General features: G+C 51.8%; 11 protein-coding genes and 3 pseudogenes. 5 read left to right on the top strand and 9 right to left on the bottom strand.

Going from position 1 to position 17462, the window contains the following annotated elements; translation table 11 throughout:
- Nucleotides 1–21 precede the first annotated feature (21 nt).
- Nucleotides 22–2346 (bottom strand): Tex family protein, encoded by a 2325-nt coding sequence (locus K6K13_RS21705; RefSeq protein WP_222158800.1) that lies wholly within the window; start codon nucleotides 2344–2346, stop codon nucleotides 22–24.
- Between the two features lie 272 nt (nucleotides 2347–2618).
- Here K6K13_RS21705 and K6K13_RS21700 point away from each other — a divergent pair.
- Nucleotides 2619–3888, top strand: a pseudogene (locus K6K13_RS21700) (citrate synthase).
- Nucleotides 3889–3944: 56 nt separating this feature from the next.
- Here K6K13_RS21700 and K6K13_RS23670 read toward each other — a convergent pair.
- Both K6K13_RS23670 and K6K13_RS23665 read right to left on the bottom strand, forming a co-directional pair.
- Complete coding sequence (locus K6K13_RS23670) at nucleotides 3945–4271, bottom strand: hypothetical protein (protein WP_350338164.1); 327 nt, start codon at nucleotides 4269–4271, stop codon at nucleotides 3945–3947.
- 201 nt (nucleotides 4272–4472) lie between these two features.
- Nucleotides 4473–5578, bottom strand: a pseudogene (locus K6K13_RS23665) (1-acyl-sn-glycerol-3-phosphate acyltransferase); the annotation flags it as partial.
- Between the two features lie 1030 nt (nucleotides 5579–6608).
- Here K6K13_RS23665 and K6K13_RS21690 point away from each other — a divergent pair.
- Complete coding sequence (locus K6K13_RS21690) at nucleotides 6609–7361, top strand: winged helix-turn-helix domain-containing protein (RefSeq protein WP_222158799.1); 753 nt, start codon at nucleotides 6609–6611, stop codon at nucleotides 7359–7361.
- Nucleotides 7348–7821, top strand: a complete 474-nt coding sequence (locus K6K13_RS21685) for a FidL (protein ID WP_252120375.1) — start codon at nucleotides 7348–7350, stop codon at nucleotides 7819–7821. The genes K6K13_RS21690 and K6K13_RS21685 overlap by 14 nt, the downstream gene beginning before the upstream one ends.
- 60 nt (nucleotides 7822–7881) lie before the next feature.
- Here the strand turns inward: K6K13_RS21685 and greB are convergent, their stop codons facing one another.
- A complete protein-coding gene (greB, locus tag K6K13_RS21680) occupies nucleotides 7882–8364 on the bottom strand; it encodes a transcription elongation factor GreB (protein WP_222158798.1) in 483 nt (160 codons plus the stop codon).
- Between the two features lie 247 nt (nucleotides 8365–8611).
- On the opposite strand from greB, the gene ompR reads away from it, so the two are divergent.
- Nucleotides 8612–9331: an osmolarity response regulator transcription factor OmpR gene (gene ompR / locus K6K13_RS21675; protein ID WP_222158797.1), complete on the top strand. Its 720-nt coding sequence runs from the start codon at nucleotides 8612–8614 to the stop codon at nucleotides 9329–9331.
- The gene (envZ, locus tag K6K13_RS21670) at nucleotides 9328–10701 is read left to right on the top strand and encodes a two-component system sensor histidine kinase EnvZ (protein WP_222158796.1); all 1374 of its coding nucleotides are present in this window, start codon (nucleotides 9328–9330) and stop codon (nucleotides 10699–10701) included. The genes ompR and envZ overlap by 4 nt, the downstream gene beginning before the upstream one ends.
- Before the next feature lie 56 nt (nucleotides 10702–10757).
- On the opposite strand, the gene pckA is transcribed toward envZ, so the two are convergent.
- The 5 genes and pseudogenes from pckA to K6K13_RS21645 all read right to left on the bottom strand — a co-directional run bounded on the left by pckA (nucleotide 10758) and on the right by K6K13_RS21645 (nucleotide 17048).
- A complete protein-coding gene (gene pckA / locus K6K13_RS21665; protein ID WP_222158795.1) occupies nucleotides 10758–12395 on the bottom strand; it encodes a phosphoenolpyruvate carboxykinase (ATP) in 1638 nt (545 codons plus the stop codon).
- Nucleotides 12396–12610: 215 nt separating this feature from the next.
- On the bottom strand, nucleotides 12611–13483 hold the full coding sequence (gene hslO, locus K6K13_RS21660) for an Hsp33 family molecular chaperone HslO (RefSeq protein ID WP_222158794.1): 873 nt from the start codon (nucleotides 13481–13483) through the stop codon (nucleotides 12611–12613).
- A gap of 176 nt (nucleotides 13484–13659) precedes the next feature.
- Nucleotides 13660–14061: pseudogene (hslR, locus tag K6K13_RS21655) on the bottom strand (ribosome-associated heat shock protein Hsp15).
- A 42-nt stretch (nucleotides 14062–14103) separates the two neighbouring features.
- Nucleotides 14104–14790: a GMP/IMP nucleotidase gene (yrfG, locus tag K6K13_RS21650; RefSeq protein ID WP_222158793.1), complete on the bottom strand. Its 687-nt coding sequence runs from the start codon at nucleotides 14788–14790 to the stop codon at nucleotides 14104–14106.
- Between the two features lie 107 nt (nucleotides 14791–14897).
- Nucleotides 14898–17048 (bottom strand): IgaA/UmoB family intracellular growth attenuator, encoded by a 2151-nt coding sequence (locus tag K6K13_RS21645; protein ID WP_222158792.1) that lies wholly within the window; start codon nucleotides 17046–17048, stop codon nucleotides 14898–14900.
- Nucleotides 17049–17462 lie beyond the last annotated feature (414 nt).

Here is a 17462-nt window from a genome sequence, read left to right as displayed (position 1 = left end):
TATGTAGGGTATACCAAAAACCTAACGTTTTTTAAATGCGGCGGCCAGTGCATCGCTCATGGCGCTATTGCCTGTTGCGCTCTGCGGCTGTTTTGCACGCGGTGTATGATTAGCAGGGCGAGATCCGGTGTTGCGTTGAGCACCGCTAGCGCTACGGCGTGACGTGGTGTCACCCGGCTGTTCATCGAGACGTAGGGTCAGCGCGATGCGCTTACGTTGCAGATCGACCTCCAACACTTTGACCTTCACGATATCCCCGGCTTTCACCACCTTGTGTGGATCGTCGACATAGCGATCGGACAGCGACGAGATGTGCACCAAACCATCCTGATGTACGCCAATATCCACGAAAGCGCCAAAGTTGGTGACGTTGGTGACCGCACCTTCTAACACCATACCCGGCAACAGATCGTTGAGCGTTTCCACCCCTTCGGCGAACGCAGCGGTTTTAAACTCCGGCCGCGGATCGCGCCCAGGTTTTTCCAGCTCTTTCACGATATCCGTCACCGTGGGTAAACCGAAGCGTGCGTCGGTGAAATCCACGGCCTTGAGTTTGCGCAGCTCGCTTGTATCACCCATCAGATCGCGCAGCGTCTGGCGTGTGGCTTCCAGAATGCGTTCAACCACCGGGTAGGCCTCCGGGTGAACCGTCGAGGCATCCAGTGGGTTATCACCCTGGTTTATACGCAGGAATCCGGCGCACTGTTCGAACGCTTTTGGCCCCAGGCGACTGACCTTGAGCAACTGCTGACGGTTGTCAAAGCGCCCGTTCTCATCACGCCAGTTGACGATATTCTGCGCCATCATTTTACTGAGGCCGGCAACACGCGTCAGCAGCGCCACCGAGGCCGTATTCAGATCGACACCCACGGCGTTAACGCAGTCTTCTACCACTGCATCGAGCTTTTTCGCCAGTTGAATCTGGCTCACATCGTGTTGGTATTGGCCGACACCGATGGATTTGGGATCGATCTTCACCAGCTCTGCCAGTGGATCTTGCAAGCGACGGGCAATAGAAACCGCACCGCGCAGGGAAACATCCAGACTGGGGAATTCCAGCGCTGCCAGCTCGGAGGCTGAATACACTGAAGCACCCGCTTCACTGACAATCACTTTCTGAGCCTTAATTGCCGGGAACTGTTTTTGCGTATCAAGGAAGAAACGTTCGGTTTCACGTGATGCGGTGCCATTGCCGATCGCCACCAGCTCTACCTGATGTTTGACGCACAGTGCCGCAATGATCGGCGCAGCCTTAGCGGCCTGTCCGGTATGCGGATAAATCGTATCCGTGGCAACCAGTTTTCCGGTGGCATCCACCACCGCAACTTTCACGCCGGTGCGCAGGCCCGGATCGAGCCCCATGGTAGCTCGCATTCCGGCCGGTGCGGCCATCAGCAGATCGTGCAGGTTGCGCGCAAACACATTGATGGCTTCTTCTTCGGCCTTTTCACGCACAGTACCCATCAGCTCGGTTTCCAGATGCAACAGCACCTTGATACGCCAGGTCCAGTTGATCACCGCACGGCGCCAGTTGTCGGCAGGGGCGTTGTTTAGCTGCAAATTCAGGTGTGAAAGGATGATCTGTTCACCGTGGCTTTCGCGCGGTGGCTCGTCAAACTGTGGGTCGGCGTTCAGGGCGAGTTGCAGCACCCCTTCGTTGCGGCCACGAAACATCGCCAATGCACGGTGCGAGGGCACGCTGGCGATCGGTTCTTGGTGGGCAAAGTAGTCGCGGAACTTCGCGCCTTCATCTTCTTTACCTTCGACCACGCGTGCCACCAAATGAGCATTTTTCCACAAGTAGTCACGCACCTTGGCCAGCAAGACGGCATCTTCGGCGAAACGCTCCATCAGAATGTAGCGTGCACCGTCCAGCGCGGCTTTGACATCGGCAACGCCTTTGTCTTCGGCGACATAGGCCAGTGCCGCCTCTTCGGGCACCTGGCTCGGGTCTTGCCACAGACTGTCTGCCAGCGGCTCCAGCCCGGCTTCGATGGCAATTTGTCCACGAGTACGACGTTTGGGTTTGTACGGCAGGTAGAGATCTTCCAGTTCAGTCTTACTCAGGGTGCCATTAATCGCCAAAACTAACGGTGGTGTTAATTTTCCTTGCTCTTCGATCGATTTCAGAATGGTCTGACGCCGTTCTTCCAATTCGCGCAAGTAACCGAGGCGGGTTTCCAACTGGCGCAGTTGGGTATCATCCAACCCGCCAGTCACTTCCTTACGGTAACGAGCGATGAACGGTACGGTGTTCCCTTCGTCCAGCAGGCGTACAGCGGCGTCAACCTGCTCCTTTCGCGCCTGCAATTCGCTGGCGATAATCTGGCTCAATGCATCATTCATAATCGGAATTCAATCATCATCAAGGGGTGAGTTAACTAATCGGGGACAGTTATACTGATTGCGTAGCAAAAATGCCAGTCGGCATTATGGCCTCTCAGAAAATTTACCTATGTCAATTTTTCAGCGAATTGTTCGAATTTAAAGCCTTTTTTCGCGTATTAAGGAAAGGTGCGGTACGGAGTGTGCTCTGGCTGTGTTACGGTAATGCGGCGCAGATTCGCGTTATGGGGTGTCATGTTGGTGAAAGGCGCATTCGGACGGGAGAAAGAATAATGACAGTCAAGAAATCCATCCTGACGATGGAAGGAAAAAAGAACATTGCGCTCAACGTGCGCGCGGGCGTGTTGGGCAAAGAGGCCGTAGACGTACGTCCTTTAGGTGCGCAGGGGCTGTGCAGCTACGATCCGGGGTTCAATAACACAGCCGGGTGTGAATCCGCCATCACCTACATTGACGCTGCCAATAGCGTGCTGCTGCATCGCGGGTTCCCGGTGGAGCAACTGGCTGAGAAGTGTGATTTTACCGAAGTGTGTTACATCATGCTGCACGGTGATGCGCCGAATCGTGAACAGTACGATCAGTTTGTCAACAGCATCACACGGCATACCATGATTCATGAGCAAATCTCGCGTATGGTCAGCGGGTTTCGTCGCGACTCGCACCCGATGGCGCTGATGTGCGCCGTGGTTGGGGCGCTGGCGGCGTTTTATCACGACGTGCTGGATATTCACAACGAAGAGCACCGCGAGCTGGCGGCGCTGCGCCTGTTGTCGAAGATGCCGACGCTGGCCGCCATGAGCTATAAATTCTCCATTGAGCAACCAGCGGCTTATCCGCGCAACAGCCTCTCTTATACTGGCAGTTTCCTGCATATGCTGTTTTCCGTTCCGGCAGAAAAGTATGAAGTCAACCCGGTGCTGGAACGTGCAATGAACCGGGTGCTGATTCTGCACGCCGATCACGGCCAATGTCCCTCTACCACCGCAGTGAGAGCATCCGGTTCCTCCGGCGCTAACCCCTTTGCGCGCATTGCTGCCGGGCTGGCAACCATGTGGGGACCCAACCATGGCGGTGCTAATGAAGCCTGTATGCGCATGCTCGAAGAGATCAATACCGTTGAGCGTGTTCCCGCGGGCTAAAGATCGCCGCGACTCGTTCCGTTTGCTGGGCTTTGGTAACTCGGTGTATCACCATTTTGACCCGCGTGCGGCCGTGCTGCGAAAAACCTGCCATGAAGTGCTCAATGAGATGGGGCCGAAAGATAATCTGATGCAAGTGGCGATGGAACTGGAACATATCGCCATGACCGATCCCTATTTCCTTGAGCACCGGCTCTATCCGAGCGTGGATTTCTACACGGCGGTGATCCTGAAAGCCATGGGCCTGCCGCCCTCCATGTTCCCGGTTATTTCTGCGGTAGGCCGCACTATCGGCTGGATTGCCCACTGGAAGGAACTGCATACTCAGGAACCCAAAATCTATCGTCCCTGCCAGATTTATACCGGCCAACCGCGTCGGGACTACGCATCTCAGTTGAAATAGTGCGTCAGCCATCCTCCGTGAAAACGGAGGATGGCGGTAACAAAGAAGAACGATGGCTACGCGTGCTCTTGCGGAATCTGCTGCGGCTCCGGTAGGAAGGGAGCCACATAGCGCTGGTAGCGAGACGGTTTGAGCTGTGTCATATCCACCAGCACCAGGCCATCGATGCAGTTGTTAAAATCAGGGTCGATACCGAAATCGATAAACTGTACACCGCCGGTTTCACAGACCTCAGAATATTGCTTGTACAGTGTGGGAATCGCACATCCCATGTTGTTGAGCATGCTTTTTAGCCGCGTCAGATCTTGTTGATAGTCGGTGCCTTCAAACTGTTTTAACACATCGGGCAACGAGGCCGGATAAGGCCGACGTGAGGTAGCCATTGGCTGACTCGGTGAGAAGTACAGGCGATAAAAGGCAACCAGCAGATCCCGCGCGTGCGGTGGCAGGGTGCCGGAAAGCGACACCGGACCGAACAGATAGCGATATTGCGGGTAACGGGCCAGATAGGCGCCAATCCCCAGCCACAGATAGTCGAGCCCACGTTTTCCCCAATATTTGGGCTGAATAAAGCTTCGTCCCAATTCAATGCCCTGAGCCAGAATCGGATCCATCTCTGCCCCATACTGAAACAAGCTGTGGCTATAAAGACCGTTAACGCCTTTATGGGCAATTTGCTGCGCGGTAGGCTGAAACGGTAGGCTCCGACAATTTCCAACTCCTTTTCATCCCATAAAATCAGATGCAGGTAGTCGTCGTCATAGCTGTCCAGATCGCGCCGCTGGCCTGAGCCTTCTCCGACGGCGCGGAACGCGATTTCTCGCAACCGCCCCAGTTCGCGCAGAATCGGCACATATCCCTCCTCACCGCGCCGATAGAGGTAAACGACCTTACCGTCAGGGGTGGTGCCTAAGGTTTCACACACGGTTAACGCGTGCTTCAGCGCGGCGCGATCTTCCGCCAGAGCAATCGGTTTTTCTCCCAGGAAAGTACCGGGTTTACCCAGGCCCAGTCGATAGACATGGCGGCGGAAACGGGCTGCAACATCGTTGGCATTCCACTCTCCGTGGCTCCAGGTGGCATAGGGAATGCGCGCGCCAATGCGGATTTTGAGCTTCTGGCTGCGTTGTTGAAACATTTCTCGGACCAACAGCAGCGTTGAGAGTGGCCGGTAGAGTAAAGAAGAGAGGTAGAACAAGATGCTGTTGCGCCCGCTGATGTGAATGGGAACGACGGGCGCACGGGCTTTGCTTGCCATGCGAATAAAACCGCTGTGCCAATGCCCATCGCGAATCCCTCGTAGGCTAACGCGTGACACTTCGCCTGCCGGAAACAGAATGATGGCACCCTCCTGACTGAGGTGCTGCTGTATCGCATTGATTTGTGAACGCTTGGTGCGGTTGTTAACGTTATCGACGGCGAGCAGCACCCCTTTTAACGGGGTAATGTAGGAGAGTACTTGGCTGGCTAAAATACGCACGTCAGGGCGAACGCTCGCCACCGCGCGCAGCAGCGCCAGACCATCCAGTGAGCCGATCGGATGGTTGGCGACCAGCACCACCGGCCCTTGGCTAGGGATGTTTTCTAAATCTCCCTCCACCATTTCACAGGTGAAATTGAAATAGTCCAGAATTTGTTCGACCAGATCCAGGCCTTTCAGATGGGGGTAACGTTCGGCGAATTGTTGCATTTCGCGCTCAAACAGCAGTGCGCGTAGAAGAGAGCGCTGCCAGGATGGCGTTTGACGGTGTGGTGCAAGGTCTTGCAGGATGGCATCTACGCTGAACATATTCGAGTCTCCCGTGACACTTCGAGGCCAAATTAAGCGATCGAAGTGACACATTTATGTCAACACAAAAATAATCTTATCCCCGCCACGTTTTCATTTTTATTGGCGTGGGCCGCGCTTCTGCACCTTCTCCCTATAACGTGAAGTCTTTAAGCCGATAACACATAAGGAAAGGTTTTCGGGGAGGGGGAATCCCGCGATGGCGTGCATCATGCGTAATAAGCACATCGTATTGGCAACCAGGTCATGATAATTGCGAAATTATTCGCAATTATCATGTTCAATCGGCGATCGGACAGCAGAATAAACCTTAGGCAAGGCGATCAACCGCAACGATGATTTCATCTCTCGGGGATTTACCCGCGCTTGTATTGTTTTTTGAATAATCTTCCTGACTATAGTTTACTTATGTTATTATTTGTCGCAGTATTTACAGGTAACCTCTTTTTTCAAATCGTAAAATTTGTTTTTATTATTTATAGGCTAAAGCTTGAATTGATATGATTTTAATAGGTTTAATGTATCACCTTACGGCGAAGAGCGTGGCCCTATTCATTTTCGATGTTCACTATGTTCAAGAGGTTAGTGTTTTTTTATTTTTTTTGTTTATCTTCGATTGGCATAGGGTTACTCGTATTTTCTTTCAAAAAACGTGCTTGTATTTTTTATGGGAAATAACAATCTAAAACAGCTTTAAATAATCTTTGACAATAAACGAGCAAATTTTTATGCTACGGCTCAACTCTTTTTATGTCGTCGTGTAAAGGTATGGCGTAAAGGTATTGTTTAAACCAATATTCTCATGGGCGTTAATGAGCGATCTAAGATATATATCGCAGGATTTCCATTTCCTATGCTTCGTGTAAATAAACATATCATCAATAGGGTTAGGTTATTTTTAAAATAATACTTGCTTATCCCAGAGGTTTTTATGGCCTACTTGATTAATCAAACCATCATTTTCAATGATGGAGAGGGAACTTTATCTTGGCGCGATCGTGAAGGTGAAGCTATTTCATTGAGCGCGCCTATTGCACGCATACTCGCTACTCTGATTGATAATCCGGGGGTTACATTAAGCCGTGAATTGTTGCTGCGAGAGGCACTAGAAAAGTATTCACTTTCTCCTTCCATTAGTAATCTCAATAATTATATCTCATTGCTTAGAAAGGTATTACGTAATTTTGGCTTGGCGGAAGCTATTGTCACTGTCCCGAAATCAGGTATTGTTTTTCATGTCGACAGCATTGAAGCCTATTCCAAACAACAAACAGATGTTCGCACGACGGGGAAGACATCGATGAACGAACCGGCCCGTGGTGTAAATCCCCGATTGGCTGCGCCAGAAAATACGTCTCATCGGTTCCAGATAGGCTATACGACCAAGATTATTTTTATCATCGGCATGATTCTGCTATTTATTTTGATTATGGTGTCATTTTCTGGTCGTTTCCCTTATCGACCTTTTGTCAGAGTCAATATGATTAATAAATGTGATGTTTTTGCATTACAGGATGAGGTCAACCGCGACTCGATCGCGGGTTATCAGGAACTCTGTGAGGATCATGTTTTGTTTATTTCATCAAAGACGATACCGTTGCACAGTTTAGGAATGAAAAAAAATCGCATCATCATTGCATGTAGCAAACGCGGAAAAGGATGTACGACCTATGTTGAAAAATAATCTTGGCAATAAAATGGTATGGTTTAGCCTGTTATTATTGGTGGTGGTTCTATTAGTGGGGCCCTATTATTTTAAACGTCAGTCTTTTCACAAGCCGGTGATTTGTTGTGGCGAGGTGAGGGTCAGTGAGGGGAATGAAAAATATAAAATAAGGAAAGAATATGATGTCAATGTTTATTTAAGCGATAAAAATCGTGCATTAATTTTTATTGATGGTGTGTTTATCGGTGAAGATGATATTCCCCGGACCATACAGCGCACGTTCAGTTTTGACTCCGTCTGGAATGAAAATCGCCTGTTGGTCAAGAATGTCGCACTGGATAAAAACCCGGAGGACAATGCACCCGATGATGCTTTCTCGATGATCGGAGAAAATGATATTCTGGAGTTCGAAATGCTGACGCGTGATGTCTACCTTATCAGCACCGCGTGGTCAAAATTGGCCTGCAATATCCGTTGATGTCACCCCTGCAACCTGTAACACCGTGGTGACGGTGTGGGTAAATACGCGGCCGGGCGATCACTCGGCGGGTGCATTATAGGTTATCTGGTTTACGTACCACGTTTTTTCGCCCGAAGGTGTTTTTACTTTCACCTCTTCGTCGCGTTCTTTTTTCAGCAATGCCCGCGCCATGGGGGCGTCGATTGAAATATAGTCTTTACGCCCATAGATCTCATCAGGGCCAACGATGCGAAAGCGCATCTGGTCGCCTTGCTCGTTTTCTACTTCAACCCAGGCACCGAAGAACACTTTGCCTTCTTGCTGAGGGGAGTAATCGACGACACGAACGATTTCCAGACGTTTGCGCAAGTAGCGTACCCGGCGGTCTATTTCGCGCAACAGCCGCTTGTTATATTGGTAGTCGGCATTTTCACTGCGATCGCCTAAACTTGCCGCCCAAGCCACTTTTTCTGTAATTTCTGGACGACGTTCTTTCCAAAGATAGTTAAGCTCTTTGTAGAGCATGTCGTAACCTTCACGGGTGATAAGATCGGTTTTCATCGTTTGCAGCCATCATCGGTTATTACGAGTACGCATAGCGCGGCGTTGATACACTGTGAGCAGTATAGGCGTTGCTACATCCTAAGGCGATTGCGCTTGTAAAATGAAGGAAATGATTGATTAATCCCTATTTTATTATGCTTTGTAACAATTTTGCCTGCAATATATACCAGAAACGACTGTCAGTAATTCATAGGTTTTTGAACAATACGGGCATCGGCAGCGATTACGCTTTTGGAGAATGAAAATGCAAGAAAATTATAAAATTCTGGTAGTAGATGATGATATGCGCCTGCGCGCACTGCTGGAGCGTTACCTGACGGAGCAAGGTTTTCAAGTACGTAGCGTAGCCAATGCTGAACAGATGGATCGTTTACTGACGCGTGAGTCCTTTCACCTGATGGTGCTGGACCTGATGTTGCCGGGCGAAGATGGCCTCTCGATTTGCCGCCGCCTGCGCAGCCAAAGCAACCCGATGCCCATCATTATGGTGACGGCGAAAGGGGAAGAGGTGGATCGTATCGTTGGCCTGGAAATTGGCGCTGATGACTACATTCCTAAACCGTTTAACCCGCGTGAGCTGCTGGCGCGCATCCGAGCTGTGCTGCGCCGTCAGGCGAACGAGTTGCCGGGGGCGCCCTCACAGGAAGAAGCGGTGATCGCCTTTGGCAGGTTCAAGCTTAACCTTGGCACGCGCGAAATGTTTCGCGATGACGAGCCGATGCCGTTGACCAGCGGGGAGTTTGCGGTGTTGAAAGCATTGGTCAGCCACCCGCGTGAACCATTATCTCGCGATAAACTGATGAACCTGGCGCGTGGTCGTGAATACAGCGCCATGGAACGCTCCATCGACGTGCAGATCTCGCGGCTGCGTCGCATGGTGGAGGAAGATCCGGCGCATCCGCGCTATATCCAAACCGTCTGGGGCCTGGGATACGTCTTTGTGCCGGACGGCAGTAAAGCATGAGACGATGGCGCTTTTCTCCGCGCAGTTCGTTTGCCCGGACGCTGTTGCTGATTGTTACCCTGTTGTTTGTCAGCCTGGTCACCACCTATCTGGTGGTGCTCAACTTCGCCATTTTGCCAAGCTTGCAGCAGTTCAACAAAGTCTTGGCCTACGAAGTGCGTATGCTGATGACCGACAGGCTGCAACTGGAGGATGGCTCTTCGCTGGAAGTGCCACCGGCGTTCCGGCGTGAAATCTATCGCGAGCTGGGGATTTCCCTGTATACCAATGCCGCGGCGGAGGAAAGTGGCCTGCGTTGGGCGCAGCACTACAAGTTTTTGAGCCAGCAAATGGCGCAGCAGCTTGGCGGCCCGACGGATGTACGCGTTGAAGTCAGCAAAAATACCCCCGTGGTGTGGTTGAAAACCTGGCTTTCACCCGATATCTGGGTAAGGGTGCCCCTGACGGAAATCCATCAGGGCGATTTTTCTCCGCTATTCAGGTACACGCTGGCGATTATGCTGCTCGTCATCGGCGGGGCGTGGCTGTTTATTCGTTTGCAAAACCGGCCGCTGGTGGAGCTGGAGTATGCTGCGCTGCAAGTGGGGAAAGGCATTATTCCGCCCGCGTTGCGTGAATATGGTGCTTCCGAGGTGCGCTCGGTAACGTGCGCTTTTAACCAGATGGCGTCGGGAGTCAAACTGCTGGCTGACGATCGTACGCTATTGATGGCGGGCGTCAGCCACGATTTACGCACGCCGTTAACACGTATCCGGCTGGCGACCGAGATGATGAGCAAGGATGATGACTACCTGGCTGAGTCCATCAACAAGGATATTGAAGAGTGTAATGCCATTATCGAACAGTTTATCGACTATCTGCGTACCGGTCAGGAGATGCAGATGGAAGCGGCGGATCTCAACAGTATTCTGGGCGAAGTTGTGGCGGCTGAGAGCGGCTATGAGCGCCAGATTGACAGCGATTTCTCCGACGGTGAACTGATGGTTCGTATCAGCCCGCTCTCCATCAAACGCGCGGCGCTGAATCTGGTGGTCAATGCTACGCGCTATGGTAATGGTTGGATCAAGGTGAGCAGCGGACGAGAACTGCAACGCGTCTGGTTCCAGGTGGAGGATGATGGTCCCGGTATCGATCCTGCTCAGTTGGCGCATCTATTCCAACCGTTTGTGCGCGGCGACAGCGCGCGTACTACCAGCGGTACAGGATTAGGGCTGGCAATCGTGCAGCGTATCATTGATGCGCATGACGGAGCGTTAGACGTGGGCACCAGCGAGCGTGGAGGGCTGTGCGTGCGCGCTTATTTGCCTTTACCCTACGAGCAGTCTAAAGAAGGGCCGTCAACGGTTGAAAAAGAGACGTCAGAAGGGTGAAACAGGGCGGTTAACGCAGAAGAAAAAAAGCGCGGGCTTGCCCGCGCTTTTGCGTTTTATGGCGTGATTTCCGCCCCAATTTCTGGCCCGGCGCTCACCAGCGCCTGACCGGCAGGGGTATCGGTATATTTGTCGAAGTTGGTGCAGAAACGCTGCGCCAAATCTTCGGCTTTCTCTTGCCACTTCGCCCGGCTGGCGTAAGTGTTGCGTGGATCCAGAATCTGAACATCGACGCCGGGCAGTGAGCGCGGGATAGCCAGATTGAAGATCGGCAACGTATGCATTTCGGCATCATCAATGCTGCCATTCAGAATGGCATCAATGATGGCACGGGTGTCTTTAATTGAGATGCGTTTTCCCGAACCGTTCCAGCCAGTGTTGACCAGATAGGCCTGTGCACCCGCGGCTTTCATGCGTTTTACCAGCACTTCGGCATAACGTGTGGGATGGAGCGACAGAAACGCCGCACCAAAGCAGGCGGAAAACGTTGGGGTAGGCTCGGTGATCCCGCGCTCTGTGCCTGCCAGTTTGGCGGTGAAGCCGGACAGGAAATGATACTGTGTCTGGTCGGGCGTAAGGCGTGATACCGGCGGCAGCACGCCGAAGGCATCGGCCGTCAGGAAGATCACCTTACGGGCGTGTCCCGCTTTGGAAACCGGTTTGACGATGTTATGAATGTGGTAAATGGGATAGGAGACGCGGGTGTTCTCCGTTTTACTGCCATCGTTGAAATCCACGCTGCCATCTTCCCGTACCGTGACATTCTCCAGCAGCGCATCGCGTTTGATGGCACCGTAAATATCCGGTTCCGCTTCTTTCGACAGCTTGATGGTTTTTGCGTAGCAGCCACCTTCAAAGTTGAACACGCCGTCATCATCCCAGCCGTGCTCGTCGTCGCCAATCAACTGGCGCTTCGGATCGGTGGACAGCGTGGTTTTTCCGGTGCCGGACAGGCCGAAGAAGATGGCCACATCCCCTTTTTCACCGACGTTGGCAGAGCAGTGCATAGAGGCGATGCCTTTGAGCGGCAGCAGGTAGTTCATGATAGAGAACATCCCTTTTTTCATTTCGCCGCCGTACCAGGTGCCGCCGATCAGTTGGATCCGCTCCGTCAGGTTGAACGCGACAAAATTCTCTGAGTTTAGCCCCTGCTCCTGCCATTGCGGATTGGTACATTTCGCCCCGTTCATCACGATGAAATCGGGCTCAAATTGTGTGAGTTCATCCTCTTGTGGGCGAATAAACATGTTTTTGACGAAGTGGGCCTGCCAGGCAACCTCAGTGATAAAACGCACTTTGAGGCGGGTATCGGGGTTGGCACCGCAGAAGGCATCGATGACAAACAGACGTTTGCCAGACAGTTGCTCGGTCACCAACTGTTTCAGGTGACTCCAGACTTCTTGCGTCATGGGGTGGTTATCGTTCTTGCCTTTGCCTTGATCCGACCACCACACGTGTTCACGTGAGGTGTCATCACGAACGATATATTTATCTTTGGGCGAACGACCGGTAAAAACGCCGGTGTCGACGGCGATAGCGCCCAGTTTAGTTTCTCGACCGCGTTCATATCCCTCCAGGTCGGGAGCAACCTCCTCCTGGAAAAGTACTTCATAACTCGGATTGTAGACAATCTCGCTGACATCGCGGATTCCATAAGCGGCGAGGGCTTGTGGTGCAATACCTTTGATCTGCATATCGCTACTCCTCAATAGTTATAGTCATACTAATAATCATTGTACGGAGTAAGCCTATTTTAGCTGGGATAACAATCATAAAATTAAATAATTTAAGACATGGGTTTGTTTAATTTTCGTTAAGTGAAACGATTCTTCTCCTGTGGGGGCGAAAAATGAAAACGGGCACCGAAGTGCCCGTTTAGTCAGTAACATGCTATCAATGTCTTATGCGATCAATGCCTTGTGGCGTCAGCGCTGGCGTGACGAATGTCACTGATTTCGCTGGCGCTGAACAGGTAGTGAGTACCGCAGTAATCGCAATGCATATCGATTTCTTGTTCCTGTTCCAGCATCTCATGCAGATCGGCATCCGACAGCGTCATTAATGCATCTGCGCAACGTTCACGCGAACAGTGACAGTGAAACGATACGGCCTGCGGCTCGTAAAGCGTCACCGATTCCTGATGGTAAAGGCGGTACAACACCTCGTTCGCAGGCAGGGTAAACAACTCTTCGTTTTTGATGGTTGTTGTCAATTGCACCAGATGATCAAAATCGTCGTGGCCGACGTGCTGCGCCGGCAGCACTTGCAGCAGCATGCCTGCAGCAACCGGGCGGCCTTCATGCTCCCCGCTGCGAATAAACAGCCGGGTAGGCAACTGCTCGGATTGTAGGAAATAGTTCTCCAGACAACTGGCAACCGAATCCCCTTCCAGACCGACCACCCCTTGATAACGCTCGCCTTCCTCGGGGGTAATGGTGATCACCAGATAACCATTGCCGACCATGCCACGCAGCGTCGCGTCGGGTGTAATCTCACCTTGCAAACGGGCAACACCGCGCATTTGCTGCTGGTTATTACCGTTAATGACGGCGAGTTTCAGCGGACCGTCGCCCTGAAGCTGTACGGTGATATCGCCATTGAACTTCAACGTCGCCGTCAGCAGGCTGGTGGCGGCAAGCATATCACCCAGAATCAGGCGCACAGGCGCCGGGTAGTCGTGGTTATCCAGAATCTGTTGGTAGGTATTACTGACCGTCACCAACTCGCCGCGAACGGCATGATTTTCAAACAGATAACGGTGCAGTTGGTCATGGTTGGACATGGTTTCTCTCTTCATGGTCAGGAACTACTCTGAATTGCTGCGCCCGTCATATTTTACGTGGCTGCATGCGGTCACCCAAATCACTTACCCAAGTAAGCTCATCGGGATTAATGACACTCATCCCTGAGATTCACCCTTCGGGCCAGCGCTTGCCGCCTTCCTGCAACTCGAATTATTTAGGGCGTATATTTAAATTTTATCAGATCGCGCCGTTCTTTTTTATCGGGACGACGATCCGGGTGCGGCATCGTCAGGGCGTTCATCTTGCGTGCCAAGGAGATCTTTTCGCGTTTTTCGACGCTTTGCTCGGTCTCCCGATACAGCAATTGCGCTTCAGGTGCCGACCGACGTTGTGAACTGAGGGCTCAGACCAGCACGGTGCGTTCGTCGTTGCCCTGACGCAGTTTGATTTCAGCATCCAGTTCTACCAGCTTGCTGGGCTTGGCCCGTTGCCCATTGTAATGCACCTTACCGCCATCGATGGCTTCGCGCGCGATAGCCCGGGTTTTGTAGAATCGAGCGGCCCAGAGCCATTTGTCCAGGCGAATACTGTCATCTGACTCGGTCTTCTCTTTCATAGCAACCTCTTGTTCATAAACGCCTTGAACATAGACACATTATCAGGACGTGCGTTGTGCCATGCGTAAGGCGGGCAGGAACGCCAGATAATCATTCATGGCCGGATGGCGATCAAAAGATTTCTCCTGCTGGCCTGAGTCCGGGTTGGTGACCCCCAGACAGTAACGCAGGCCAAACGCTTTGGCCGCATCCAGAATCGGTTCGCTGTCATCGATAAACAACGTGCGTTCTGGATCAAACCCTACCTGCGCGTGCACCTGTTGCCACAGTTGCTGATGTTCCTTCGGATACCCATACGTATGGGTGGAAAGTAATAAATCAAGGTGTCTGTCGAGCCCGGTATGCGCCATTTTTACTGCCAGACCGTGCGGATGGGCGTTGGTGAGCAATACGCGCTGTTTGCCACTGGCGGCCAATGCGGTGAGAAACGGCTCGGTATCGGCTCGCAAACGGGCGCGTGCGCCTATCTCACTGGTCATCTGATAGATATCAAAACCGAGGCGTTCACTCCAGTAATCAAAGCAGTACCAGTTCAATGTGTGTTGAACGGCGTGATACTCTTTCTCTATCACTTTTTTGGCTTCACTCAGGGAAATCTTTCTCTCTACGCTGAGTTGTTCTGGCACCCGTTGCAGCCAGAAGTAGCTGTCAAAGGCCAGGTCCAGCAGGGTGCCATCCATGTCCAGGATAACGGTATCGATATCATTCCAATTGAGATTTTGCGGCATCGGTACTCCGGTAGGGCGGTGGGGCATGGTGCAAGAAAACACCGTATCGCATGGCGTCGGTGGCATGTTCTCTGCGGTCGTCAGCAACGGGGCGTGTTTAGACGCGCCTAGTCATTCATCCGGTAGGCGCGGCCTTCCATCAAGATAGGCGTAGCGAGTCGGGTTGAAAAGCAGGTATCGTAGTACTGCTTGATATCGCGTTCGCGCTGCTGGCTTTTGCGCATTTTTACCAGCATCAACGCCAAATTGGCAACCAGTACTACCGAGAGCACCAGCATCAATAAACCGGTGCCGAAGTAGCGCCACAGCGTGATAGCGTCGGGATCGCTGCGTAAATTGATGTGCTGCGTTCCGTTGGCATCGGTGGAGAGTTGCGTGATGACCCCTTTAGCGCTAAAGGGCGTGTGCAGCAGCATGGCGGAAAGCCGTTGCAACTCTTGCCATTGCTCTGTTGCATGATATTCATTAAACGGTTTGGGCGGCAGCGGGTAGTTTACGAGCTGGCGACCTTCGTCACTGCGGATAAGAAAGCCGCTGGGTGGCGGGCTATTTAGCAAATCGGTGGCGGCGTTAATCTCTTGATAGAAAAATGACTCCGTGGCGCTGACCACCAACGTTTCCAGGGATTCAGCATTAACCGAGCGCAGCAGTACGTTCATCCCCTTAAGCGATCCTGATTTTGCGCGTCTGACCAAGGCATCCCAGGTTTTCACATTGCCCAGATTGACCAGCGCATTTTTCAGCCGAGTACAATCCTCTTCACGCGTACACAGCTCCTGGGTTTTCAGCACAATATCAGAGAAATTGTTGAGCAGTACCATGCCTGATTTCTGAATGGCGGACGCGAGCTGCGTGCTGACTTTGCCTTCATCGTTGGTCACGGGATGCAACTGTGCGTTCACCACGGACAGTAACGCTGAGGCTTTTTCGATCACGTCTGATTCAGGTAGCGGTAACGACCCGGCCTTGTTCCAGTAGATGGCAGAGCAATCAAACGGGGTAAAGGCATAAGGCTTTACGTTGCCCGGATAGCGGTTGCCCGCAGGCACATCGCACATGCCGGTGCTCTGAATATCCAATTTATCGCCGATTTTCAGGTGAGCGTTTTGTAATTCGTCAACCTGCACCACTTTGATATTCTGCGCGCCTTGCAGCCAGCTCATGCTCAGGTTGAGCGGTAATTCCAACGGCAAGAAACTGAGCAGCAGGATAAGCGGAAGTAGCGCACCCGCAGAGAGAATCAGGTTTTTTCCAAAGCGCTGGAGCGGGAAGCGACTGACTTCCTCATGGAGCGAGAGAAATTCGCCCTGACGAACCACCTGACGATTCAGATAGATATCGACCTGAGTCTTCTGCGCCAGATCGTAGGCGATATAAGGTTGCCAATGGGGCGGATAGATAAGATCGATATTGCCCAGGGAAATATTGCCAATCTGCTCCTGGTTCGATTCACCGAACAGGCCGAGGCACTGTGGCGTACCATTAAGACAATGTACTTCTTGCAGTTCACGCTCAGAGGGCGCGCGAAACAGCTGCCAGCCGCTCCAGGCCGCCAACAGCACAGCGGCGGCAGCAAGCCAGGGCATCACCGTCAACGGCGTCATCAGGCTGATAAACAGCAGCAAAAAAGCCAGTGAGATCAACAGCGCTTCCCGAATGCCCGACGCGTGATGCACCGCGTACTCTTCTCGCGTCTCCTTGCGAACGGCAACCAGCTCGGCGCGTTCATTCCCCTCTTCACGAATTGAGGCATTACGCTCAGGTATTAACGGCGGCGGTAAAATACTCTGATCGCTGTGCTCAACGCATTCACTCAAGGAATGTCCGTTGAGCGCAACGACCAGCGGAATTGAGCGGGTGCTAATCAGCTCAATATGGTTGTTTTCGGTGATGTACTTTTCCCAGTCAGCCGGTAGGTGTATCTCTTGTGTATCAATGAAATAACGCCACTTATTTGCGGCGCTGGTAGTGAGGCTATAACGCGTAATGCTGTGGGTGAGCACATAGACGCGCGGATCCTGTCGCGCCCGTTGTAACACGGGCAATGCGCTGGATGCTGACAGTTGCAGATTAGCGAGTGTCAAATAGCGCTCAAGGGCGGCACGCTCATCGTGCGTTAATGTGCGTTCTCGCGCGTGCATGACGGCGAAGGACGGTTTTGTAAAGGGCAAATGGCGACGCATACGGTATCCAGTGTAACTTCCGATGACGATAAGACAGGCAAACAATAGGGATAAAAGAATAACTATTGTGCTCATGCCATCCTCATTCCAACGCTGATAATTCGGATACTAGCAAACTTATCCCGAGAGTGATAATCCGTATGTCATTGTTAATCAGCTTGAATCACTCATTAACGCAATAAATTTTTCCTATATTTCGTCGATCTTACCAAGAGAAAATCATAAGAAAACATGGGGAAAATCTGAATTTATTGTGATGTGTTGACTTTTATTTTTATCGGGGAAAAACCGTAATGTTTGTTATTTGTTGCGATTGCATAAATTGAGTCGTATCGGAGTTGCGGTAAGATAGCCTGTTAACTCACAATGTGAGCAATATCAAAAAAGAAAATTAACGTTTTTTTTGCATTCTGCGGCGTTCCCGTTACGGAAAAGTGGTGTCAGTGCTTTGCGTTCCTCATCGCTTTTCTTTAACGGGTCTCAGATTTT

This window comes from Symbiopectobacterium purcellii (genome assembly GCF_019797845.1).
Lineage (GTDB): Bacteria > Pseudomonadota > Gammaproteobacteria > Enterobacterales > Enterobacteriaceae > Symbiopectobacterium > Symbiopectobacterium purcellii.
Note: the sequence above shows the minus strand (reverse complement) of the source record. Positions and strands in the feature narration are given on the sequence as shown.